The 22,656-nt window shown below is 66.2% G+C and carries 21 protein-coding genes; 10 read left to right on the forward strand and 11 right to left on the reverse strand.

Annotated elements, in window-relative coordinates; genetic code table 11:
* Positions 1–98: 98 nt before the first annotated feature.
* On the forward strand, positions 99–1,229 hold the full coding sequence (locus CQ012_RS00900) for a YihY/virulence factor BrkB family protein (RefSeq protein WP_105661183.1): 1,131 nt from the start codon (positions 99–101) through the stop codon (positions 1,227–1,229).
* A gap of 101 nt (positions 1,230–1,330) precedes the next feature.
* Positions 1,331–1,807 carry a pyridoxamine 5'-phosphate oxidase family protein gene (locus CQ012_RS00905; protein ID WP_105661184.1) on the forward strand — a complete coding sequence of 159 codons (477 nt, stop codon included), beginning with the start codon at positions 1,331–1,333 and terminating at the stop codon, positions 1,805–1,807.
* A 116-nt stretch (positions 1,808–1,923) separates the two neighbouring features.
* Here CQ012_RS00905 and CQ012_RS00910 read toward each other — a convergent pair whose 3' ends face one another.
* Positions 1,924–2,115 (reverse strand): CsbD family protein, encoded by a 192-nt coding sequence (locus CQ012_RS00910; protein WP_105657701.1) that lies wholly within the window; start codon positions 2,113–2,115, stop codon positions 1,924–1,926.
* A gap of 260 nt (positions 2,116–2,375) precedes the next feature.
* Here CQ012_RS00910 and CQ012_RS00915 point away from each other — a divergent pair, with 260 nt between their 5' ends.
* The 3 genes from CQ012_RS00915 to CQ012_RS00925 are packed head-to-tail and all read left to right on the forward strand — an operon-like array spanning position 2,376 to position 5,528.
* On the forward strand, positions 2,376–3,437 hold the full coding sequence (locus CQ012_RS00915) for an acyl-CoA dehydrogenase family protein (protein WP_105661185.1): 1,062 nt from the start codon (positions 2,376–2,378) through the stop codon (positions 3,435–3,437).
* Positions 3,431–4,801, forward strand: coding sequence for a PIG-L family deacetylase (locus CQ012_RS00920; RefSeq protein WP_105661186.1), 1,371 nt, complete (start codon positions 3,431–3,433; stop codon positions 4,799–4,801). Before CQ012_RS00915 ends, CQ012_RS00920 begins: the two co-directional genes overlap by 7 nt.
* Complete coding sequence (locus tag CQ012_RS00925) at positions 4,794–5,528, forward strand: glycosyltransferase family 2 protein (RefSeq protein ID WP_105661187.1); 735 nt, start codon at positions 4,794–4,796, stop codon at positions 5,526–5,528. Before CQ012_RS00920 ends, CQ012_RS00925 begins: the two co-directional genes overlap by 8 nt.
* A 105-nt stretch (positions 5,529–5,633) precedes the next feature.
* On the opposite strand, the gene CQ012_RS00930 is transcribed toward CQ012_RS00925, so the two are convergent.
* The 7 genes from CQ012_RS00930 to CQ012_RS00960 all read right to left on the reverse strand — a co-directional run bounded on the left by CQ012_RS00930 (position 5,634) and on the right by CQ012_RS00960 (position 10,748).
* A complete protein-coding gene (locus CQ012_RS00930) occupies positions 5,634–5,960 on the reverse strand; it encodes a hypothetical protein (protein ID WP_286134535.1) in 327 nt (108 codons plus the stop codon).
* A gap of 359 nt (positions 5,961–6,319) precedes the next feature.
* Complete coding sequence (locus tag CQ012_RS00935; protein ID WP_105661189.1) at positions 6,320–7,747, reverse strand: phytoene desaturase family protein; 1,428 nt, start codon at positions 7,745–7,747, stop codon at positions 6,320–6,322.
* Positions 7,744–8,274, reverse strand: coding sequence for a hypothetical protein (locus CQ012_RS00940; protein ID WP_105661190.1), 531 nt, complete (start codon positions 8,272–8,274; stop codon positions 7,744–7,746). Before CQ012_RS00940 ends, CQ012_RS00935 begins: the two co-directional genes overlap by 4 nt.
* 120 nt (positions 8,275–8,394) lie before the next feature.
* The gene (locus CQ012_RS00945) at positions 8,395–9,009 is read right to left on the reverse strand and encodes a flavodoxin family protein (protein ID WP_105661191.1); all 615 of its coding nucleotides are present in this window, start codon (positions 9,007–9,009) and stop codon (positions 8,395–8,397) included.
* A gap of 43 nt (positions 9,010–9,052) precedes the next feature.
* On the reverse strand, positions 9,053–9,688 hold the full coding sequence (locus CQ012_RS00950; protein WP_105661192.1) for a cyclodeaminase/cyclohydrolase family protein: 636 nt from the start codon (positions 9,686–9,688) through the stop codon (positions 9,053–9,055).
* Positions 9,678–9,881 (reverse strand): DUF6480 family protein, encoded by a 204-nt coding sequence (locus CQ012_RS00955; protein ID WP_105657709.1) that lies wholly within the window; start codon positions 9,879–9,881, stop codon positions 9,678–9,680. Before CQ012_RS00955 ends, CQ012_RS00950 begins: the two co-directional genes overlap by 11 nt.
* Positions 9,882–10,022: 141 nt before the next feature.
* Complete coding sequence (locus tag CQ012_RS00960) at positions 10,023–10,748, reverse strand: lipase family protein (RefSeq protein WP_286134536.1); 726 nt, start codon at positions 10,746–10,748, stop codon at positions 10,023–10,025.
* A gap of 843 nt (positions 10,749–11,591) precedes the next feature.
* Here CQ012_RS00960 and CQ012_RS00965 point away from each other — a divergent pair.
* From CQ012_RS00965 to CQ012_RS00980, 4 genes are all read left to right on the forward strand, one after another.
* Positions 11,592–13,235, forward strand: coding sequence for a M23 family metallopeptidase (locus CQ012_RS00965; RefSeq protein WP_181148986.1), 1,644 nt, complete (start codon positions 11,592–11,594; stop codon positions 13,233–13,235).
* 194 nt (positions 13,236–13,429) lie between these two features.
* A complete protein-coding gene (gene ffh, locus CQ012_RS00970) occupies positions 13,430–14,995 on the forward strand; it encodes a signal recognition particle protein (protein WP_105661194.1) in 1,566 nt (521 codons plus the stop codon).
* Complete coding sequence (locus CQ012_RS00975) at positions 14,982–16,205, forward strand: hypothetical protein (RefSeq protein ID WP_146112881.1); 1,224 nt, start codon at positions 14,982–14,984, stop codon at positions 16,203–16,205. The genes ffh and CQ012_RS00975 overlap by 14 nt, the downstream gene beginning before the upstream one ends.
* A gap of 99 nt (positions 16,206–16,304) precedes the next feature.
* The gene (locus CQ012_RS00980; RefSeq protein WP_105661196.1) at positions 16,305–17,498 is read left to right on the forward strand and encodes a hypothetical protein; all 1,194 of its coding nucleotides are present in this window, start codon (positions 16,305–16,307) and stop codon (positions 17,496–17,498) included.
* A gap of 77 nt (positions 17,499–17,575) precedes the next feature.
* Here CQ012_RS00980 and CQ012_RS00985 read toward each other — a convergent pair whose 3' ends face one another.
* Positions 17,576–19,288, reverse strand: a complete 1,713-nt coding sequence (locus CQ012_RS00985; RefSeq protein ID WP_105661197.1) for an AMP-binding protein — start codon at positions 19,286–19,288, stop codon at positions 17,576–17,578.
* 295 nt (positions 19,289–19,583) lie between these two features.
* Here CQ012_RS00985 and CQ012_RS00990 point away from each other — a divergent pair, with 295 nt between their 5' ends.
* Positions 19,584–20,387 (forward strand): IclR family transcriptional regulator, encoded by an 804-nt coding sequence (locus tag CQ012_RS00990; protein ID WP_105661198.1) that lies wholly within the window; start codon positions 19,584–19,586, stop codon positions 20,385–20,387.
* Positions 20,388–20,436: 49 nt separating this feature from the next.
* Here CQ012_RS00990 and CQ012_RS00995 read toward each other — a convergent pair whose 3' ends face one another.
* Both CQ012_RS00995 and CQ012_RS01000 read right to left on the reverse strand, forming a co-directional pair.
* A complete protein-coding gene (locus CQ012_RS00995; RefSeq protein ID WP_105661199.1) occupies positions 20,437–21,399 on the reverse strand; it encodes a hydroxymethylglutaryl-CoA lyase-like TIM-barrel protein in 963 nt (320 codons plus the stop codon).
* Positions 21,396–22,637, reverse strand: a complete 1,242-nt coding sequence (locus CQ012_RS01000; protein WP_105661200.1) for a CaiB/BaiF CoA transferase family protein — start codon at positions 22,635–22,637, stop codon at positions 21,396–21,398. Before CQ012_RS01000 ends, CQ012_RS00995 begins: the two co-directional genes overlap by 4 nt.
* Positions 22,638–22,656: the final 19 nt, after the last annotated feature.

Consider the following 22,656-nt stretch of genomic DNA (forward strand, 5'->3'; position numbering starts at 1 on the left):
CAGGTGGCGCGGCAGGTGCATGATCCGGTGCGCCTGCCGCGCCAGCCTGGGCCGGCGGCAATCAACTGGCACAGATCGCTGATGAAAAGAGGTGCAAGATGCCTTCAGGAACCGATAGCCATGCCGGGAACGGGAACGCGGCCGAAACCGCTGCCAAGGCCCGGCACGCTCCTGGACCCGATGCCGAATCCAAACCCGATTCCCCGCCGGATATGCACTCCAGGTCATGGAAATACGCGGCCAAGCGCTCCATCAGGGAATTCTCCCGGAAGAAATGCACGGATATGGCGGCCTCGCTGACCTATTTCGCGATGCTCTCCATCTTCCCGGCCCTGCTGGCGGTAGTCTCCCTGCTCGGAGTTGCCGGCCAGGCGGAGAACATGACCCGCAACATCCTCTCGCTGATCGAGGAACTGGCCAGCAAGGAAGTGGTCGAAACCCTGCGCCAGCCCATCGAGCAGCTGGCCTCGGCCCCGTCGGCAGGCCTGGCCCTGATTGCCGGTCTGCTCGGTGCGCTATGGAGCGCCTCGGGGTATGTCGGGGCGTTCGGACGGGCCATGAACCAGATCTACGAGGTGGCCGAAGGCCGGCCGTTCTACAAGCTGCGCCCGCTGATGCTGCTGCTGACACTGGTGCTTCTTGTGGCCGTGTCCGTGCTGGGGATGCTGCTGATCGTCTCCGGTCCGCTGGCCCAGGCGCTGGGCAACGCCATGGGGCTGGGCGAGGGCGCGGTGGCGATATGGAATATCGCCAAATGGCCGGTGATCGTGCTGTGCGCGATTGTGCTGGTGGCAGTGCTCTACTATGGGGCTCCCAATGTGAAGCAACCGAAGTTCCGCTGGATCAGCCTCGGCTCGGCCATCGCGCTGCTCGTGCTGGCGGTGGCGACCGTCGGCTTCTTCTTCTACGTTTCGAACTTCGGCAACTACAACAAGACCTACGGCGCCATCGGCGGGGTCATCGTGCTGCTGCTGTGGCTGTGGATCGCCAACCTGTCGCTGCTGTTCGGCGCGGTCTTCGACGCGGAAGCCGAGCGCGGGCGCCAGCTGCAGGCGGGGATTGCCGCCGAGCGCTCGGTCCAGCTTCCGCCGCGGGATACCAAGGCCAGCATGAAGCAGGAGGAAAAAGAAGAGCAGGACATCAGCGACGGGCGGCAGCTGCGTTTCGCCAGCGAGCTGGACGCCGAAGAGCAAGCGGATCCGGATTCCAGGCGGAACCCGGAAAGCTGAGCAGGAGCCGAAGCTGGCCATCGCCTGACGCCCCTTGGCGCGGGCCGGCACCTCGGTAGCGTGTGAAACAACCAGATCATTCCAAGACAAAGGAGCTCATCATGGCCAACGACGAGGCAAGCAAAGTCATCAGCATCATCCAGGACCTGCGGATCGCCATGGTCTCAACCCTCAGCGCTGGACGGCTGGCCAGCCGGCCCCTGACGCTGATTGAAGCCACCGACGAAGGAGAACTCTGGTTCTTCTCTGCCGCCGACGCCGGGATTGTCCAGGAAATCCGGGCCCAGGGACTGGTCAATGCCGCGTTCAGCGGATCCAAGGCGTGGGTGTCGGTCAGCGGCCACGCCGAGGTGGTGCTCGATGTCGCCAAGAAGAAGGAACTGTGGAACGCCGCGGTGGAGACCTTCGCCAGCGAAGGCCCGGAATCTGCGCAGACTGTGCTGCTGCGCGTCGATGCCGACTCCGCCGAATACTGGGAGAACCCCGGCGGGGCGGCGAGCCTGGTGGCCGGCTGGGTGAAGCAGAAGCTCACCGGAAAACCTGCCGAGCCCGGGGACTCGAACAGCGTCGAACTCTAGGGCGCCGAAAACCGGCAACGGCCGCTGCTCCGAATTCCCGGAGCAGCGGCCGTATCGCTGTGCACAGAGCTATGCCCCATGGATTCGTATCCATGGGGCATAGCTGGTGGTGCGGTTTAGGACAGGTCGTCCTTGACATCCTTGGCGGCGTCCTTGACGTGTTCTCCTGCTTGCTTTGCCTTGGCGGCGGCCTGGTCCTTCACCCCTTCGGCTTGCAGGCGCTCATTATCAGTGGCATCGCCGTAGGCCTCCTTGGCCTTGCCAGATGCTTCCTGGGCCTTGTTCTGGATCTTGTCTCCAATTCCCATGATTCTTACCTCCTGTGTGGATCTGGTTACTGACAATTTGAACTATAGGGCAGATTGCAAATCGGGGTCCCGAAGCTGAAAGTTTGCTTGCGGCCAACTTTACAGATCATCAAAGCGCCGCCGTCGCGGCGGCCAATCCCATAAGCTGCCTCGCCGCGTTGCGCTGTCCTTTGCGGTTATCAGGAGTCATTCAGCTGGGCCGGGCACGAATGGGCCGTGACCTAGACTGGCCAAAAGTTCCGCGCAGAGAAGGAGAGTCGATGGACCAGTGGCCGGTGTCGTTTAGTGCAGCCGAACCAGGATCCCGCCCCCGCAACAGCGAGTCATGGTGGGGCGCCGAAGTCGCGGTGCGTGCGGCCGCCGTGCGCTGCGAGGGCAACCCGGAAGCGATGCTGCGTACGCTGGAAAGCTCGGGGGAGGAACCTCCGGTGCCAGCGGCCGGACAGACCCAGCGCCTGTGGGAACTGCTGGCCTCCGTGGCCGCCACCGACCTGGTCGCGGCCAGGACGCTGGAACCGCATTTGGATGCCGCGGGAATCCTGAGCCAGGCGGGCATGTCGTGGCCGGGCGGCACTGCATGGGGCGTTTTCGCTGCGCAGCCGCCCAACGCCACCCTGGAAGCCGTTCGCCAGTCCGGCGGGGGATGGGAGCTGAATGGCATCAAGCCCTGGTGCTCGTTGGCCGCGCAGCTGACGCATGCCCTGGTCACCGCCCCCACGCCCGATGGTGGCCGGCTGTTCATGGTTTCCTTGCGGCATCCGGGCGTTGAACCGGTACCGGATGCCTGGGTCAGCCGCGGCATGGCGCAGCTGCCCAGCGGCAGCGTGAACTTCACCGGCGTGCCGGCCCAACCGGTGCAAGACGCCGGCTGGTACCTGTCCCGTCCCGGGTTCGCTGTCGGGGGCGTTGGCGTCGCCGCCTGCTGGTTCGGGGCAGCGGTGGGAATCTACCGCCATCTGCTGCGCAGCGCCCAAGCGCGCACCCCGGATCAGCTGGCCCTGGCTTGGCTCGGCGAAGCAGACCGCTTGCTGGCCGGCTGCGCCGCGCTGCTGGAACAGGCCGCCGGGCTGGCCGATGCCGGAACGCTGGATGCCATTTCGGCCCATCGGATCCGCGGCCAGGTGGCCGGGGCCTGCGAGCGGGTGTTGCAGCTCAGCGGCCAAGCCACCGGCCCGGGCCCGCTGACCGCCGATGAGGAGCATGCGCGGCGCGCAGCAGATCTGGGCATCTATCTGCGCCAGCACCACGCGGCCCGCGACGACGCGGCGCTGGGCCAGTTGATTGCGGACCGCGCCGGAACGGAAAGTGGCAGCGCATGGTGAACTTCTCGCATCAGGACCAGGGAACATCTGCAAGCTGCTGGCAGCAGGCTGGGCTTGAGCGGATCGCCGCACTGGATCCGGAGAAGCTCTTCCACGCAATCGCATCGGTGGTTGTCCTGGCCGCCCACCCGGATGACGAGACGCTGGGAGCCGGAGGGCTGATCCGCATGGCCCTTGGCCGGGGGATCGATGTCCACGTGATCGTCTGCAGCTTCGGGGAAGCCTCGCATCCGGATTCCACCACACACTCCCCAGCCCAGTTGGCCGCGCTGCGCCAGGCCGAGCTGGCCGAGGCCATGGACACGCTGCGCGCACAAGGACCGCGCAGCGGAACGCTGCATCTGCACTGCTTGGGCCTGGGCGACGGGAAACTCGAAGCGCAGCAGGAGCCGATCCGCGCAGCCCTTGAGCAGCACGCCGGCGAGCGCTGCCTGATCGCCAGCACCTACCGCGGCGACGGGCACCCGGACCACGAAATCCTGGGCCTGCTCGCCGCGGACTGGGCCCTGGCGCACAATGCCTGCCATCTGGAATTCCCCATCTGGTTCTGGCACTGGGCGCAACCGGGCCGGCAGCCCAGCTTCAGGCATTGGCGCCGGCTGGCCCTGGATGCATCCAGCGCGGATGCCAAGGCCCGCGCCCTGGAGGCCCACCGTTCCCAAACCCGGCCGCTCTCCGCCCTGCCAGGAGACGAGGTCCTCCTTAGCGAAGGCTTCCTTCAGCATTTTTCCCGCGGCGCCGAGATCTTCCGCGCCACCTGGCCTGGCCACAAGGACGCCGCGTCGGCTCCGGTGGTGTTCGAGGAGCTCTACGGGCAGCGCGAAGATCCGTGGGAGTACCGCAGCAGCCGCTATGAGCAGCGCAAGCAGCAGATCCTGCTCGCCTCCCTGCCCCGGGAGCAGTATGCGGCGGTTCTGGAGCTGGGATGCTCCATCGGGGTGCAGAGCGCCGAGCTGGCCCGCCGCAGCACCAGCCTGCTGGCGGTGGATGCCAGCGCTACCGCGTTAGCCCAGGCCCGGCGTGCCGTGGCCGGAATGGAGCATGTCAGCTTGCTGCAGGCCACGGTGCCTCGGCAATTTCCGCAGTTGGAGCCGGGAAGCGTGCAGCTGGTAGTGCTCAGCGAGATCGGCTATTTCCTGGCCGCCGACGAATTGGAGCAGGTGCTCGCCGCCAGTGCCGCCGCACTGGAAGCCGGCGGAGAGCTGGTGCTCTGCCATTGGCTGCATCCCATTGAAGGCTGGCCGCTGGACGGGGAGGATGTGCACCGGATGGCGGGAGACCTGGGGTGGGAGCGCATCGTGGAGCATCGCGAGGCCGATTTCCTGCTTGAAATACTGAGCAAGCCCGCTGGTGCCCATGGGTAGGCAGCTGGCGGCCATGGCGGTCATCATCCCGGCCCATGACGAGGAAGAACGCCTGGGCCGTTGCCTGGATTCGGTGCGTGCGGCCATGGACCGGTTGGCGTGTGCCCGCCCGCAGGTGCAGGTCCGGGCCATCGTGGTTGCCGATAGCTGCACCGACGGCACGGTACAGGTTGCCCAGCGGCAGATTAGCGCAGATCAGCGGATCAGCTTGCTGCAGGCCAGCTTCGGCAATGTCGGAGCCAGCCGGGCTGCCGGGGCGCGCCACGCCCTGGCCAGCTTCGGCGCGGACGCGGACCCGAGCGCCATCTGGCTGGCCAGCACCGACGCGGATACCTGCGTCGCCGAGCATTGGCTGGAGGGCTTTGCCACCCTGCACGCCGGCGGGGCCGATGCGGTGGCCGGAACCGTGGAACCGGACCGCGGCGAACTCGATGAGCATATCTTCGCCTTATGGGAGCAGGCCTACCAGCCGATCGAGGGGCATGGCCATATCCACGGCGCGAACTTCGGAGTGTGCGCTGCTGCCTACCTGGATGTTGGAGGCTTCGAGCCCTTGGCGGCCCGGGAGGATGTGGCCTTGGTCGAGGCGCTGCGCCGCGCCGGCTACCGGGTCCAGGCCACGGCCCGCCTGCAGGCGATCACCTCGGGGCGCTTGCGCGGGCGGTTGCGCGAGGGCTTCGCGGACTATCTTGCCGCGCTGGATCACCAGATGCTCCACGCCCGGTAGCGCCCAAGTAAGCGGTCCCGGTCCCTGGCATAGGAACAGCCCCCGGGGAATCTGCGCGGATGCGCGATTTCCCGGGGGCTGTGCCCGTTGCGGCGGTGCTTGCGGTTACACGCTGCTGCCGGACTCCTGCGTGGCGTACCTGTGTCCCAGCTTGCTGGCGTCGAAAGCCGGAACCGCGTGGGCGAGCGCAGTGTATTGCCAGTACTTCACACGGAATGCAGCCATTCCGCTGTGCTCGGCCTGGCCGAACAGATCCTTGATCTTGCTGCGCGGCGCGCTGGCCTGAACCACTTCCAAGACTGGAGACGGCTCGGAAATGTGCAAGAACTTCAGTTCCTCGGTCTGCGGTTCAACCATCGCGACCAGCACCGGCCGCTTGTGCACCGAGACCAGGCCCATCACATCATCGAGCGCTTCCAAAGGCTGTGTCATGACCACTGGCATTCCTTGGGTCCAGCCATAGCTGCTCAGATGCCTTCTTCCCTCGCGTGATCCCAGCAGCTCTGCTACGCGCAACGCGGTCTGGGACCTGACTAGCCTTCCTGGCATGTGAACTACCCTCCACTTCTAGACGATACTTCTCACTTCAACAATGCAGTTATCTGTCCCTCCGGACTGGGCAGCGTGGCCCTTGAAATGCGCTGTGGACCCTGCGGCCAGCGGTGGGGGACTCGATAAAAAATTATCATTGGCCCACCAAGTTGTTGCGAACAGGCTGCGATTCTGAGGAAATTCCCAGACTTTATTCTCTACTAGTCAGTATCCCTATTCAGCTACCGTGGTTGCGAGGCTCAGTGCCGCCCAAGATCACGCAGCGCCCGGTGCGCCGCATGCCAGCCGGCCATGCCATGCACCCCGCCGCCCGGAGGGGTGGAGGAGGAGCACAGGTACAGTCCCGGCACGCCCAGCGAATAGGGATTCAGCGAGGGCGAGGGGCGGAAGAACTGCTGGGTGCCGGCCAGTGATCCGCCGCCGATATCCCCGCCGACCAGATTCGGATTCCAGGCCTGCAGCTGCGCCGGGCCGGTGACTACCCGCTGCACGATCCGGTCCTTGAAGTCCGGCGCGAACCGCTGGATCTGCGCATCGATCAGCGCCCCGGCATCCCCGCTGTAGCCTTGGGGCACGTGGGCGTAGGACCAGATGATTTGGCAGCCGGCCGGGGCGCGCGAGGCATCGGCGCTCGAAGGCTGGACCACCATCACGAATGGGCGTTCGGGCATTGACCCGGCGGCGACCTGGCGCTCGGCCCGGGCCAGCTCGGCGGCATCGCCGATCACATGCACGGTGCCGGCCTGCGCGGTGCGCGCATCCTTCCAGGGAATCGGCCCATCGAGCAGGTAGTCCACCTTGTAGGCCGCGGTGCCATAGCGCCAGCGCTCGAACCGCCGGCGCAGTCGTGCCGGGAGCTGGTCGCCGGCGAGCTGCACCGCCTGGCGGGGCGTGGCATCCAGGAAGGTGAGGTCCGCGTCGGGAAGCTGCGCGAGGTGACTGATCTGGTGCCCGGTATGGATCTGCACCCCCAGCCCGTCGAGCACCCGCAGCAGCGCGTCGATGATGCTGCCGGTGCCGCCGTGCGCCACCGGCCAGCCCCAGGATTGGCCCAAGGCCCCGAAGAGCGCGCCGAATCCCGAGGTGAACGGGTGGGAGAGCGGCAGCATGGAATGCGCGCTGGATCCGGCGAAGAGCGCCGCGGCCTGCCGGGTCCGGAACGCGGCGGAAGCCAGCAGCTTCGCCGGCGGCAGCGCGCGCAGCCCGAAGCGTGCCATGAGCACCGGATGCGGCGGGATGCCCAGCAGCGGGCTGGTGGCGTTGTCCAGGATCTCCTGCGGATGGCGCACCAGCGGGTCATGCAGCAGCTGCCAGATCTTCCGGTCGGCGGGGAACTGCGCCATGGTGGCTTCCAGGTCCTGGTGCAGGAAGACCGACTCGGCGTCGTCCAGCGGGTGGGCCAGCGGATAGGTGTGGAAATCCCACTGCAGCCCATGGCCGGGCAGATCGAAATGCGCGAAGGCGCGGCTGCCATAGGCGAAGGGGTGGGCGGCAGCTCCCAGGTCCACGATGGTGCCTTCGCCCAGCGTGCTGCCGGAGGCCGCGGCACCGCCGGGACGGGCATTGCGCTCGAAGACCTGGACATCGAATCCCTGCTCGGCCAAAACCGCCGCGGCGACCAGCCCATTGGGGCCGGCGCCAACAATGTTCGCTTTCCTGCCGGTCATGGGCGGTGTTCCCCCTGTCCATCGTTCACTGGCGGGGCGAAGCGCTCGGGCCAGGTTTCGTCGCTGAGCGCCTTGAGCTGGCTGATCTGCGACTCTGCGCGGTGCGACAGGTCCTGCAGCAGCGCCTGGTCCAGGCGCGGATCATGGGGCAGCATCAGCAGCAGCGTCTGCCACATGCGCAGCTTGGCATTGAGCAGCCCGGTGAGCACATCGAGCTGCACCTGCGCGGCGGCCAGCTTGCGCATGCGCAGCGGATTGAACGGGTTGACGTGCCCGGCGAGCTTGGCCGCCGGAGCGAGCAGGCGGGCCATCGGCCGCTTGGTGCAGCCCAGCCGGTCCATGATCCGTTTCAGGTCATCCTGATCCGCTTTGACCTGCTGGTGCAGCGATTCGAAACGCTGGGCATAGGCGGTGTCCGCCCAGGTGCCGTGGGCGGCCTTGAAGTGGTTCAGCCCCGATTCGGAACCCAGCAGGTGCTCGCTCAGGTACCGGTGCAAGGTCGTCTGGTCGATGGTGTTGTGCGGCATGGGCCCGTCCTTAGTTCTCGCCTGGGGTCGCAGTCTTCTGCTGGCTGAAACGCTAGGGCACCGGCCGCCGCTGGCCAATGGCCGGACGCTGATCCGCAGGCAGCACCCAGCATCCGGCGGCTAGGGGGCCGGGAAAGGCCGGGCTTTGAGCAGCCGCGCCAGATGCGCCGCGTTGCGCGTGGCGATCTGCGTGGCGTTGGCCGTGACCTGCGGGGTCTGGTCCAGATCCTGGTAGTCGATGGTGTGCATGGCCTGCCCCACCCAATAGGTGGAGCCCTGGGCCGGCAGGGTGAACCCGACATCGGCCAGGCCCTGGCCCAGATCCGCAATCACGTGGTGCGCGCCGTCCTCATTGCCCACCACGGCCACCGCGCCCACCTTGCCGAAGAGGATCGGGCGGCCCTGCTCGTCGGTCTGGGACAACTCGGCATCCAGCCGCTCCAGCACCCGCTGGGCCAGACTCGAGGGGTGGCCCAGCCAGATCGGGGTGGCCAGCACCAGGATGTCCGCGGCCAGCAGCTTCTGCCGGATCCCCGGCCACTGGTCGCCGCCTCCCATGTCCTTGAGCACTCCGGGCTTCACGTCGAAATCGGCAATGCGCAGGATCTCGGAGTGGACCTGGTGCCCCGTGAATTCCGCCGCCACCTGCCGGGCCAGCAGATCGCTGCTGGAGGCTTTGGGCGAAGGGGAAAGGGTGCAGACCAGGATCAGTGCATTAATCGGTGTCTGGGCCATGGCTATCATTCCTTGTCATCGAGGGTGCTCCCGGGCAGCCGGATCAGCGCTTGATGCGTGCATCAACGCGTGCGGCCAGCTGCGTGGCGGTCTGCATCGCCCGCTCCAGCGATGCTGCGGTATCCCATAATCCGGAGTGCTGCGCGTGTGCCGGGCCGAAGGGCAGCTGGGACAGGTCGTAGCGCAGGTTGCTGCTGGCGGCCTGCAGCACTGCGCGGACCATGCCCAGCGCTGCGGCGACATCGGCCACCAATTGCGGTTTCGCATGCTGGTCAAGCCAGCGCAGTTCATTCACTGCGGTCATGGCCAGCGCGCCGAGTGCGGCCGAGGATTTCGCGGCCTGCAAGCAGGCCGCGGCGAGCTGGCGGTCGCGCTGCTCCGAGGGCGGTTGCGCGGACGCTTCCCCGAAATCCGCGGAGGCCTTGGCATCCCGGTCGGCCAGGCCCAGCGCGTCGATCCGCAGCTGCTTGGCCCGGGCCTGCAGGCCGGCGAGCTCTGCCTGTGCGGGTCCGGAGGCCGAGACGTAGCCGGCGGACATGGACATCAGCGCGGCGGCAGCACCGAGCATTAGTGCCGCCGCCGCTCCGCCGCCCGGATTCCCGTCCGACTCGGCCAGTTCTTCAAGCCAGGGTCCTATGCGCGCCTCGCTGATCGGACGCTGCGGGCCGCTATTCGCCATGCCCCTGGTCTTGGCTCATCGAGCCTTCACCGGGCGGGGTTTCGCCCGGCGGCACCGAACCGCCCGGCTCCAGTCCGGTAATCAGTTGCTGCTCTGGGTCGGGGTTGGAGGTGGCTGCGGCTTCGCGATTGGCCTCTTGGGCTTCATCCAACTGTGCGTCGGGCTGCGACGCGGAGGATTCCTGCGGGTCCATCGGCTGCTCCTATCTGCATCTGGGCTGCGGGCTGGGGATCCAGCCCTTGTCCGCTCACGCTAGGCCAGGGCCCCGGCGGGCTCAACAGCACCGGGCGATTCACACGGAACGCACGGATTGCGGTGCGCTGCCTGCCGGAATTCAGCTGGCCGGAGGCAGTCCAGGCGCCAAGTGCTTGAGCACTGCGGCGTGCAGGCGCGCATCGGCCAGCAAGCGGAAATGCCCCAGTGTAGGCAGCTTGATGTTGGTGGCTCCGGCCAGGTCGCAGCCGCCCGGGATGTGCGGGTCGAAGCTGCTGTAGATGGAGATGATCCGGGAATTCACGCTCAGGTTGGCCGAGAGCTTGAGCAGGCCCTGGTCGTTGGGCGACAGAGAACGCAGGGAGCGGACCGGCGCATAGCGTGCATAGCGCGAACCGGAGAAGGGGGTGCCAATGGCGATCATCCGATTGATCCGGTAGCCCTGCGGCGAGGCGGACATCAGGTACTTGCCGATCAGACCGCCCTTGCTGTGCGCCACCAGCACCGCATCGTCGAGCTGCGCCCGGCCCAGGTAGCTGGAGACCACCTGGGACATCTCCGGCACCGTGCCGCGGTTGAAGCCGAGCTGCGGGATCACGTGCACCGGGTGACCGGCCTGGTGCAGCGCGTCGGCCAGCGGGAGCAGGAATTTCCAGGATTCCCAGATACCCGGAATCAGCACCACCGGTTCGGCTGCCGGATGGCTGCCGGAGCGCAGCCGGCCGGCCTCCGTACCTGGCAGCAGCGAACGCAGCTGCCAGGCACCGGCATAGAGATAATCCTGCAGCCAGGCGCGGGACAATACCGCCCACCGCGACAGCCTGCTGGACAGGGTGCTGGTCTCCACCGGTGCTCCTTTGCTGCGTGTTGCGCTGTGGGACCGGTTGCGCCGCGGCGCGGTCCCAAGAGCATTATCACCACATGAGTAGGGCTGAGTCCGGCAGCGACATCGCCCGGCCAGGGAAATTCCGGGACTCGGGCCGCCCGCCAGACCGCTGCCGCGGCGAGCTGAAGCCCTCTTCACGGCCCATGCCAGCCCACATGCCATGTGGGGGCTTGAAATGCTTCAGCCCGAATCCGGTCCCTAACAGGTGCTGGCTGGGATGGCGAGGCATGGTGCTTTGGCGGATTCCAGGGTGCGTCGGGCCTCGCCCAGGTCCCGAAACCGCATCGAACCGGTGCTGGATTTCCACGCGCGTGGCGTGGCCGCGATGGCGCAGGGGGGAAAGCAGTGGTGCATGGAATCCTCACGCTGCTGAAGATGGCTTCAACTAGCCATGGATTAATCATCGTGCCGGGGCTATTCTGAGGTTCTGTTGAGTAGTTGCAGTTTTTGGGGGACTGGCAAGTTATGAAACGACAACATCATGGTTTAAGCAGCTCTGTGCCGCGCGGCGTTTTGGGGAATGGCCGGCGGCTTCCGTATGGGGCGCTGGCCATTGCAGCGGCCTTCGCTTTAAGCAGTGCATTGGCTTGGCCCGGGGCGGCCGGTGCAGTGCCAGCCAGAGCCCAATCAAGCACACTGGCCTTTCCCGCCGCGCCAGCGCCGGCGCTCGGGAGCGAGCCTGTCACCGCACCGGATCTGGGCGGAACATCCGCTATCCAAGTCCTCGGACTGAGTTCACTTGGCGGAAGGACCGGAGGGTCCGCGCCCGACCCGCTGGCCCACGTGGCCGCCAATCGGGCGGCGATGACAGCAAAGACAAGTCCTGGAGCGCTGGCACAGCCCGCGCCGCTAGCTGCCGACCAGGGCATCCGTCCGGCAATGCTGAGCCCTGGTCTGCTATTGGAGCATCCAGTGGCCACCCGCCGGATTTCCAGCCCGTACGGTTGGAGGTTCAACCCGACCGGGTTCGGCCGCCAAATCCATATCGGCCAGGACTATCCAATTTCCTGCGGTTCGCCCGTGCGCGCTAGCGAGTCGGGCCGGGTGGTCGTCGCGGGCTGGGCCGGGCATTCGGGCCAGCGCGTCACCATTGACCACGGGCATGAGGTGCAGACCGGATACAGCCACAACTCGCTCTTGCTCGTCAGAGTGGGCGAGCTTGTCGTCCAAGGCCAGATCATCGCCCTGGCCGGGACCACCGGCAACTCCACGGGGTGCCATGTGCACTTCGAGGTCATCGTCAATGGCCAATGGCATAATCCGCGCAACTACCTGCCTTCAGGCGGAGGGCAGCGCCAGGCATTGTTCGCTTCGACGCAATTTGCAGTCGATGCCGGCAGCGCGATCCGCCATCAACCGGCAACAGGAAGAAGCGGGCAGTACGCCGGGGCGGCCAGGCATCACGGATCGACCCGAACGGAGCATCCAGCGCCGCCGAAGACCACGAGGCACTCCCACGCGGATCCGCTCCAGCCGCCAGCGGCGAGCAAGAAGAAACAAGCCGCGCCAGCCAAGCCGAAGGCCCAGCCGAAAAAGGAATCCGGCAAGCTCCGCCCGACCCCGCGTCCCGCGCACCCGGCACCAGAGCCGAGCAAGACGCCTAAGCCGAGCGAGACACCCGAGCCACCACAAAAGTTGAATACCGGAAGCCCGAAGGCCACGCCATCTGCATCAGCGTCACCAGCACCCGTTTCGGCCAAGCCGAGCGCGCCGAGCGCAGCGCCGACGCCCAGCACTGCACCAGTTGCTGAGCCGAGCCCGTCGACGGCGCCGACCGCCTCGCCAAGTCCTTCGGCACTACCTTCCAGCGTGTCGCCATCAGCTCCGGATAGCGTTCCGGAGGCAACGGAATCGACCAACTCCACGCCAACCTCTGAACCAACCCAAGTGCCTGGACCCAGCGAGGAAACTGGCGTCGAGCCCCGGGAGGACCAGGGCCCAGGCGGTAAGGATGCTCCAGCCAGCGAGGAACCCACCGACCCTGCAGCTCGTGTCGAGCGCCAAATAGGTGCAGCCCAACCCAAGACCGTGGACTTGCAAGCACAAGAGCCGGAGAAGAAACCGCCAGTGGCCAAGGCCCTGCCACCGGCCAAGTCCACAACTGCGAAAAAGCCGGCCGCGAAGGAAGTACCGGCTGAAAAGTCCAAGCCCGAGGTCGCGGTGCCGGCTGCCAAAAAGCAGGCCAAGCCGCCAGTGAAGCCCAAGGCCCCGGCCCCGGCCAAGCCTAAAGTTGCAGCGCCCGTGAAGCAGGTAGCCAAGGCGCCGGTTGCAACCCTGCCCAAGCCCAAGCCTGCTATCGCAGCGCCGGCTGTGCAGAAAACTGTCCCGGCACCGGCCAAGCCGAAGCCTCAGGCGACAGCCGCGGTGAAGTCCAAGGCGGCGGTCCCGGCGAAGCTCCCGCAGGCGCCGGCTGCGGCCGCAGCACCTGCCAGCGAGGCCAAGCCGTAGTCCGTGGCTGCCCGGTTCCTTGATGCTGCTCCCGTCCCTTTGGACGGGAGCAGCGTGGCGCTGGGGAAGAGACAACGGGTGAAACGCTGCACAGCTGGTTAGTCCAGCGCCCGATTATTGATATTCTTGGGAGTTGAGTCCTGTGCGATTTTCCAATGCGCACCACAAGACCTATCGAAAGAAGTGCCCGGCACGTGTTTAATTCACTTTCCGATCGCCTGACAGCAACCTTCAAGAACCTGCGCGGCAAGGGCCGCCTGACTGAAGCGGATATCGACGGTACCGCACGCGAGATCCGCCGCGCCCTGCTTGACGCCGACGTTGCCGTACCGGTGGTCCGCGGCTTCGTGGCCCAGGTGAAGGAACGCGCTCTGGGTGCCGAGGTCTCCGAGTCGCTGAACCCGGGCCAGCAGGTCGTCAAGATCGTCAACGAGGAACTCGTTGGCATCCTGGGCGGGGAAACCCGCCGCCTGAACCTGGCTAAGAACCCGCCGACGGTGATCATGCTCGCCGGCCTGCAGGGTGCCGGCAAGACCACCCTGGCCGGCAAGCTGGCCAAGCACCTGAAGTCCGAGGGCCACACCCCGTTGCTGGTGGCCTGCGACCTCCAGCGCCCCAACGCCGTCAAGCAGCTGCAGATCAACGGCGAGCGTGCCGGGGTGCCGGTCTACGCACCGCACCCGGGCGTCTCCTCGGAATTCGACACCGCCACCGGCGACCCGGTAGCGGTAGCCCGCGACGGCGTCGCCGAGGCCAAGGCCAAGCTGCACGACATCGTGATTGTCGATACCGCCGGCCGCTTGGGCGTGGACACCGAGATGATGGCCCAGGCCGCGAACATCCGCGCCGCCATCAACCCGGATGAAGTCCTCTTCGTCATCGACGCGATGATCGGCCAGGACGCGGTCAACACCGCCCAGGCCTTCCACGAGGGCGTCGACTTCACCGGTGTCGTGCTCTCCAAGCTCGATGGCGATGCCCGCGGCGGCGCCGCCCTGTCGGTCGCCTCGGTCACCGGCAAGCCGGTCATGTTCGCCTCCACCGGCGAGAACCTGGACGACTTCGAGATCTTCCACCCGGACCGCATGGCTTCGCGCATCCTGGACATGGGCGATGTGATGACGCTCATCGAGCAGGCCGAGAAGAACTGGGACAAGACCGAAGCCGAGCGCATGGCGAAGAAATTCGCCGACCAGGAAGACTTCACCCTGGACGACTTCCTGGCCCAGATGGCCCAGATCAAGAAGATGGGCTCGATGAAGAAGCTGCTGGGCATGATGCCCGGCGCGCAGATCTCCCGCCAGCAGCTCGAGCAGTTCGACGAACGCCAGATCGACCGCGTTGAGGCCATCGTCCGTTCGATGACCCAGCACGAGCGCGTGGCTCCGAAGATCATCAACGGCTCCCGCCGCGCGCGTATCGCCAAGGGTTCGGGCGTTTCGGTCTCCGAGGTGAACCAGATGCTGGAGCGTTTCGCCGAAGCGCAGAAGATGATGAAGAAGATGGCTGCCGGCGGCGGCATCCCGGGCATGCCGGGGGCCGGCAAGGGCGCTGCCCGCAAGGCGAAGGCCAAGGGCAAGGGCAAGAAGCAGCAGAAGTTCGGCAACCCGGCCAAGGCCGCGCAGGCCGAGCTGGAGGCCAAGAACAAGAAGGCCGCCGCCCCGAGCGGTGCCGCCTTCGGGCAGGGCGCCAACCAGGACTTCGATCCTTCGAGCCTGAACCTGCCGGCGGGCTTCGAAAAGTACCTTGGCAACAAGTAGCAACCAGTCCTTGCAGGGCGGCGACCAGGAGCACACGCTGGTCGCCGCCCTGACTCTTTTCTTCGAAGAACCCCAGGCGCAGCAGGCCGAGGCCACGGTCCGCGAGCTGCTGGCCGCCCGCGAAGTGATCTCGCTGGTCTCCGTGCCGGTGCCCTGGAACGGGCTGGCGATGATCGAGGCCAGCCTGGCGGTGAACCACGAGGGGCTCTTGCTGCTTGCTGGCCCCGCGGGCGCCATCAGGCTGGGCCAGCAGGTCGAGGACTTCGCGCTGGCGCTGAAGCTGGGCACCGGTGCGCTGTACGTCGACCAGGACGACGCCGAGGTGCAAACCGGGGAGCCCATCGAGGATCCGCGGCTCGACGCCATGCCGCCGGGGCGGACCGTGGCCATCGGCGCGCTGAACGAGCCGGACATGGGGGTGTGGGCCGCCGCGAGCAAAACCAGCTGGCAGCTCCTGCCGCCGGAATCCGCCGGCGCCGCCGTGGCCGTGCACGAAGGCTTCCTGGTGGGCGGCGTGCTGGCTGCCAGCCAGCATCCGGCGATCATGCTCAGCCGCACCGGCGCGCGCTTCACCGCGAGCTTCTGGTTCGACAAGCAGCCGGCCAAGCTCGGCGGGCACCCGGCCTGGGTGCACATCTGGCCGGTCGCGGCCAGCCCCGCCTTCTGGCCGCAGGCCTCAACACCCGCCCGGCGCGAACTGGACTGGCTGCTCGCCAACCAGGACAGCGTCGATGGCCAGGAACTCGACGAGCTGGCCGGGCTTCTGGTCGGCGCCGAGCACATCGAGCGGCTCAAGCAGGCGCTGGTGGGCACCGGCAGCCTGCAGTCGGCCCAGCGGGTGCTGGAGACCTTCGGGCATCCACCGGTCCTGGCCCGCTATCTGGAAGACGCCGATCTTCCCGAGGGCGCGCGGCGGATCGAACCGGTGTCAATGGCCAGGGCAGTGGGCCGTGCACTGATCACCGAATCCCGCACCTCCGGTGCCAGGCCGCGATGGTACAACACGTTGTCGTGGAAACCCGCCGCGCAGCTGGCGCTGGGGCTCATCGAGGCCCTGGTATTCTCGCTGGTGCTTGCGGCCACCCATTGGCAGCAGCCCTGGGCGCCACCCTGGGTGATCTTGCTGTTGCTGGTGCTCGGCTTTGTTGATGCCACCGGGAATACCGTCCTCGGCGCGGTCCGCTGGTTCCGCGCCCGGCGCCGGCGCTAGCGCCAGGCAACCACCCGAGCGCTGCCTGCCAGGACGGCACGGGTTACCGCCTATGATTGACTTATCGCCATATCCAATTAACCAAAGGGGTTACTTTTCGTGGATTCAACCGGGTTCAACTACCTCAACCTAGAGTTCATTTTCATGGGCGACAAGCCTGAATCTGCACAACTGGTACGCACCGCGCTGGCCGATCGCCGCCTGCTGGGTTTCATCGGCGGAGCTGTTGAGCGCGAGAACTCCACTGAAGTAGCCGCCGAGGTGGCCACGGTGAGCGAAGCCCGCGATGCGGTGCTCTACCGCATCGATGCCAAGGGCAAGTTGCGCGAAGGCTCGCGCGTGACCAAACTGGTCCACGAACTGAAGAACTCCACCGGGGCCGATTACGTACTGGTGGACGGGGACGAAATTGACGGCCCCACCCCGGATGACGAGCAGCTCGGCGAGTACGGCGGCACCAACGAGCTGCTGCACGGGCCAAAGCTCAAGGGTTCCGAGCTGGTGCTGGCAGCGGGCTTTGCCGAGAACGAGATCACGGTTTGGGAGAACGCATCCGGCCTGATGGCCATGCCCAAGGAACCGGTCTATGCCCCGAGCATCTCGCGCTCGAACCGCCCGTACCTGTGCTTGGACCGTACCGGCAATGCCATTACCGCAACCATCGAGGCCAAGGGCTCGCGCCGGACCATGTTCGGTTCCTCGGTGTCCATGGTGGTGGACCTGGAACGCACGGCAATCCTGGAACCGGAAGCCGGTTCGCCGGCAGCGGTGCGCCTGGAGGAGCTCAACAGCTTGCTCTTTGGCTGGGACGAAGAAGAAATGCAGATCATCGAGCAGCTGATTTCGGATCCGGCCGACCGCGCCGAGGCCCAGCAGCTGCTGTGCAGCAGCGGGGACCTGAAGGACATGAAGCGCCTGGTCGCGCTCTTCGGCTTCGATCCGCGCAGCATCGATTACCTCACCGGCCGCCCGCTGCCCGAAGACCGAAGGGTGATCACCACCGGCGGCCCGTTCAAGACCTTGAAGTCCGCATTGGCTGAGCAGGAGCGCGAGGCCACGGGCCTGGAACGGCTGCTGTACCGGCACAACTGGAATCCGAAAGCGCTGATGGGTTCGGGTGCCGCCGTACTGGCCTCCGGCGCGGCAGCGCACCTGGTCCTGGCCAAGAGCGGCAAGTTCGCCTGGTTCCCCAAGCCGGCGCGCCAGCTGCTGATGCTGGCCTGGTACGCCGATGGCGCCTTCTATCTGGGCAAGGGCATCGTCGATGCGCTGAAGGCCAAGAACAAGAGCTAGGCGCTCACCGCAGGCAAAGGACAGCCCGGCGGGAAGCTGGATCCGCTTCCCGCCGGGCTGTCTTCTGCTTTTCGTTCCTAGCCGCGTTCCTTCAGCTCAGGGAAGTCGGTATCGCGGTATTCGCCGCTCGGGGTCGTGCCGGCCGCATGCTGCTCTTCCTCGGCCAGGCGCAGCTCCACGCGGCGGATCTTGCCTGAAATGGTCTTGGGCAGCGCGGAGAATTCGAGCCGCCGGATCCGCTTGTACGGCGCCAGGTGCTCGCGGCAGAAGCCGAGGATGTCCTTGGCGATCTCCGCGCCTGGCTCGACGTGCGATGCCAGCACCACAAAGGCCTTGGGCACCGAGAGCTTCAGTGGATCCGGCGAAGGCACCACCGCCACCTCGGCCACCGCGGGATGCTCCAGGACCACTGACTCCAGCTCGAAGGGGCTGAGCTTGTAGTCGCTGGATTTGAAGATGTCGTCGGCACGCCCCACATAGGTCAAGACGCCCTCATCATCGCGTTCGGCGATATCTCCCGTGTGGTACACGCCGCCACGCAGCGCCTCGGCGGTTTTCTCCGGATCGGCGAAATAGCCCTTCATCAACCCGGCAGGCCGGGGATCCAGTCGCAGGCAGATTTCCCCGATTTCGGCCAGCTGCCCGGTGGTCGGATTGCGCAGCTCCACCGCATAGCCCGGCATCGGGCGGCCCATCGCGCCGACCTTCACCTCGGTACCCGGCGAATTGGCAATCTGCACGGTGGTCTCGGTCTGCCCGTAGCCATCACGGATCACCTGCCCCCACGCGGTGCGCACATGGTCGATGACCTCGGCATTCAATGGCTCGCCGGCAGAGACCAGCTTGCGCGGGGGAGTCTGCAAGCTGCCTAAGTCCGCCTGGATCAGGTAGCGCCAGACGGTGGGCGGTGCGCAGAAGCTGGTGACCTTCTCCGTATCCATCTGGTTCATCAGCGCCAGCGGATCAAAGCGCTCGTAGTTGTAGACGAAGACCGTCGCTTCGGCGATCCACGGGCCGAAGAAATTCGACCAGGCGTGCTTGCCCCACCCGGGGGACGCCACATTCAGATGGACATCGCCTGGTTCCAGGCCGATCCAGAACATCGTTGCCAGGTGGCCGATGGTGTACGAGGTATGGGTGTGCTGGACCAGCTTCGCCAACGAGGTGGTGCCCGAGGTGAAGTAGAGCAGCATGTTCTCATCGGCCAGGGTCGGGGAGTCCAGGCGGAATTCGGCCGGAGCGTCGTGGGACTTGGCATAGTGCAAGGTCCCTTCGGCGGCCTGCCCGCGGACTTGCACGATCCGGTAGGCCCCGGGGACTGCTTCGAATTTGGCGACCTGGTCATAGCTGGTGATCACCCAGTTCGCGTTGCCGCGCTCGATGCGGTCGGCGAGGTCCGCGCTGACCAGCTGCGTGGTGGTCGGGATGATGACCGCACCGAGCTTCATGCCGGCCAGCATCACTTCCCAGAGGGCCACCTCGTTGCCCAGCATGACGATGATGGTATCGCCGCGCTGCAGGCCTTCGTCGGAAAGCCAGCGGGCCACCTGGGTGGAGCGGCGCGAAAGTTCGGCCCAGCTGTAGCGTGCCGAGCTGCCATCGGGTTCGGTGAGGATCAGTGCCGGCTCATTGGCTCGCGCCGGGTCCTTGGCTACCTCGTCGAACCAGTCGTAGGCGAAGTTGAAATCGGTGAATTCCGGCCACGTGAACTCTGCCCGGGCCCGGTCGTAGTCATCGCGTGCTGCCAGCAGCAGATCGCGTGCTGCGCGGAACTTCTCGGTATTGCCCATGGGGGTCCTTTGCGTGATGGGCGCCTGCGCCCGACAGAATTCTTCGGTCTTCAGGATTCAATATACTTCAGTGCACAGTTCTGGCGAATTGTTGCGTCACCATGCGCGGTGCAGGTGCTGAACTTCACGAATTATGTCCAGTAGCTTCCAATACGGGCATGCATAGTGACCGAACGCCCGATCCGGCTGAACCCGCTGGCGGGGACGCTGCCGGTGGCAGGCTGGCCAAGGCGCCTGCGAGCAGTGCCGGGCAGGCAACTGGACTCGCAGTTGCCGATGGTCTAGCGTCTGGACTATGCCAAAGGAAGAGACCCCCGCCAAGAAGCACAACCCCCTGTTGGTCTTGGGAAAAATCAGTTCCATCCTCGATTCCTTTTCACTGCGCCAGCCCGTGATGTCCTTGGCCGATATCCGTGAAGCAACGGATTTGCCTGCCTCCACGGTGCAGCGTCTTGTCGCGAATTTGGTGGGGCAGGGTTTCTTGGACCGCGAGGATGACGGCTTCCGCATCGGGATGAAGATGGCTTACTGGGCCGCGCCGGCGACCCGGGGGCGGGAAGTGCTGGACGTCATCAGCCCGTCGTTGCGCGAACTGCGCGACTTCACCGGGGAAACAGCCTGCCTTTTCCGTGCCGAGCAGCAATTCCGCGTGTGCGTGGGCATTGCCGAAACGCGCCACGCGCTGCGCAGGGAAATGCACTTGGGTGAGCTCGCCCCATTGCATGCCGGATCTGCCGGCCGCGTGCTGCTGGCCTGGAAGCCCGAGCTCATGCAGCGGTTGCAGGAATCTCAGCTGCAGCCGTTGACCGATGCCACGATTACCGGCATGGCCAACCTGGAAAAAGCGGTTCAGCAGACCCGCGCCGATGGCTTCGCGATCACCACGGGGGAGCGTGAAAGCGGGGCCTCGGGACTGTCCGCACCGGTGTTCGATTCCGCGGCGGGCCTGGTGGCGGCGGTGACCATCAGCGGACCCACCCTGCGCATGCCGCGGGAGACCTGCCAGAGCTGGATCGAGCCGTTGCTGGACACTGCTGAACGGATGACCCGGCTGATCGGCGGACGCTTCCCGGGCGAAACCCACCGGCCTTCCGCCTAGCGCCGCCCGCCCGGTCCGAGGGCTGCGGCGGCACCAGGCAATAGCGGCTCTAGAGGCTGGTACCGCAATCCGGGGTGGCATCAGAGGGGATCACCCAGGCAAAGGCTTCTGCCTTGGAACGCGCCCCCTGGGCCGACTTGGAACGGTTCGGCTCGCCCAGCTCCTGCAGCAAGGATTCGGAGAGCCCGACGAGCCCGGCAAAGCGCTGCGGCGTGAGCCATGGCGGCTGGGTGGCGAACAGGATGTCCTCGCTGGAAGTGTTCCCGCTGGCTCCGGGGGCGAAAGGACAGCCTCCCAGGCCGCCGAGCGCTCCATCAACCAGGGTGGCTCCTGCCGAAATGGCTGCCAGCGTATTGGCAACACCCAGCCCCCAGGTATCGTGGCCGTGGAACACGATGCGCCGTTGCGGGGTTTCGCCGCGGACCCTGGAAATGAGCGAGGCGACCTGTGCCGGAACTGCTTGGCCCAGGGTGTCGCAGATGACGATGTCGCAGGTGCCCTCGGCCCGTGGATCATTGGCGATCTCCAGCACGCGCTCGGCGGGGACCTGCCCCTCGAAAGGGCAGGTGAACGAGGTGGCCAGGCACAGCTGGATGCGCCCGCCGGCTTCCTGGGCATAGCGCACGGCTTCTGGCAGGGCGGCGAGGCTCGCCTCCGTGCTGCGCCCGATATTCGCCTGGTTGTGCGCATCGGAAACAGAGAGGCAATACTGGAAGTTCCGGATACCCGCCTTGGCCGCCTTGGCCACATGCCCCGGGGTCGCCACCCAGATCCAGCAGCGTTCCAGCTCGTCGGGGCGCAGCCCCCGGGCAACATCGAGGGTATTGGCCATGGTCGGCACCAGGTCGGCACGCGCCATGGAGCCGAGCTCGATTTCCTGGACTCCGAGCCGGATCAACTCGCGCACGGTCCTGATTTTCTCCGGGGTGCTCAAAAGCTTCCCGGTCAGCTGCAGCCCGTCACGCAGCGTGACGTCGCGCAACGCGGCTGCGGGGGTGAATGAGTAGCTCACGCGATATTCCTTTCGCCAGCCGAGGCTTGCGCAATTTGCGCATCGGTCATTCCCAGCAATCCGCCCAGTACCTGTTCGGTATGCTCCCCGAGGTCGGGGCCGAGATTCCGGATGGGCAGCGAGGTGCCTCCCATGACCGGCACGATGCCGGGGAAGCCGACACCTTGCAAGGTTTCCTCGCCGGTGGAGACATCCAGATGCTGGATCATGTTCCGGCAGATGTATTGCGGCTCGTTGGCAATGTCCTTTGCGGTGTAGATCGGGCCGGCAGGAACTCCTGCCGCATCGAGGATGGCCAGGACCGTGCTCGAATCCACGCTTGCGGCCCACTGGCCAATGGCGGCATCCAGCATTTCCCTGGCCTCCCAACGCTGGGCATTGGACTGCAGCCGCGGATCGGCCCCGAGCTCCGGCCTGCCGATGGCTTCCATGTAGCGGCGGTAGATTCCGTCACCGTTTCCGGCGACGACAATGCTGGCCCCATCGGCGCAAACGTACGCATTGGATGGTGCAATGCCTTCCATGCGTCCACCGGTGCGGGTCCGGGTTTCGCCGTAGGCGCCGTGGTCAGGGAGCAAAGATTCCATCATGGAGAACATCGCCTCGTGCAGCGCAACATCGATCACGCGATGGTCCAGCCCGAGGGAGGCCTTTTCCCCGCGCGCCATCTCCCGCTGGTAGAGCGCCATCACCGCGCCGAACGCGGCGTACAGTCCGGCAATGGAATCGCCAATCGATACGCCGACACGAACCGGCGCGCGATCCGGATCGCCCACCAGATTGCGGAAGCCGCTGAAAGCTTCGGCCACGGCGGCAAAGCCCGGGCGCTCGGAGAGCGGCCCGGTCTGGCCGAAGGCCGAGATGCGGGTGATCACCAGGTCCGGATTCACGGCGCTGAGTTCCTCTGGACCCAGGCCCCACTTCTCCATGGTGCCCGGTCGGAAGTTTTCCAGCAGCACATCGCAGTGCTTGGCCAACTCCAGCACGGCCTCCCGGCCGGCGTCGCTGCGCAGGTCCAAGACGATGGACTTCTTGTTGCGGTTGATCGTCCGGTACAGCATCGAGACGCTGCCCTTCTTGAGCCGCCAATTTCGCAGCTCGTCCCCGGTTCCCGGGCGTTCCACCTTGATGACTTCGGCGCCGAAGTCCGCCAGGAGCCGGCCTGCAGTGGGGGCGGCAATGTAGTTGCCCAATTCGAGAACGCGGACACCCTTCAATGGGGCGATGTGCTCTGACATGTTCTGCCGTTCCTTTGCT

The organism is Arthrobacter sp. MYb214 (genome assembly GCF_002979865.1).
Taxonomy (GTDB): Bacteria; Actinomycetota; Actinomycetes; order Actinomycetales; family Micrococcaceae; genus Glutamicibacter.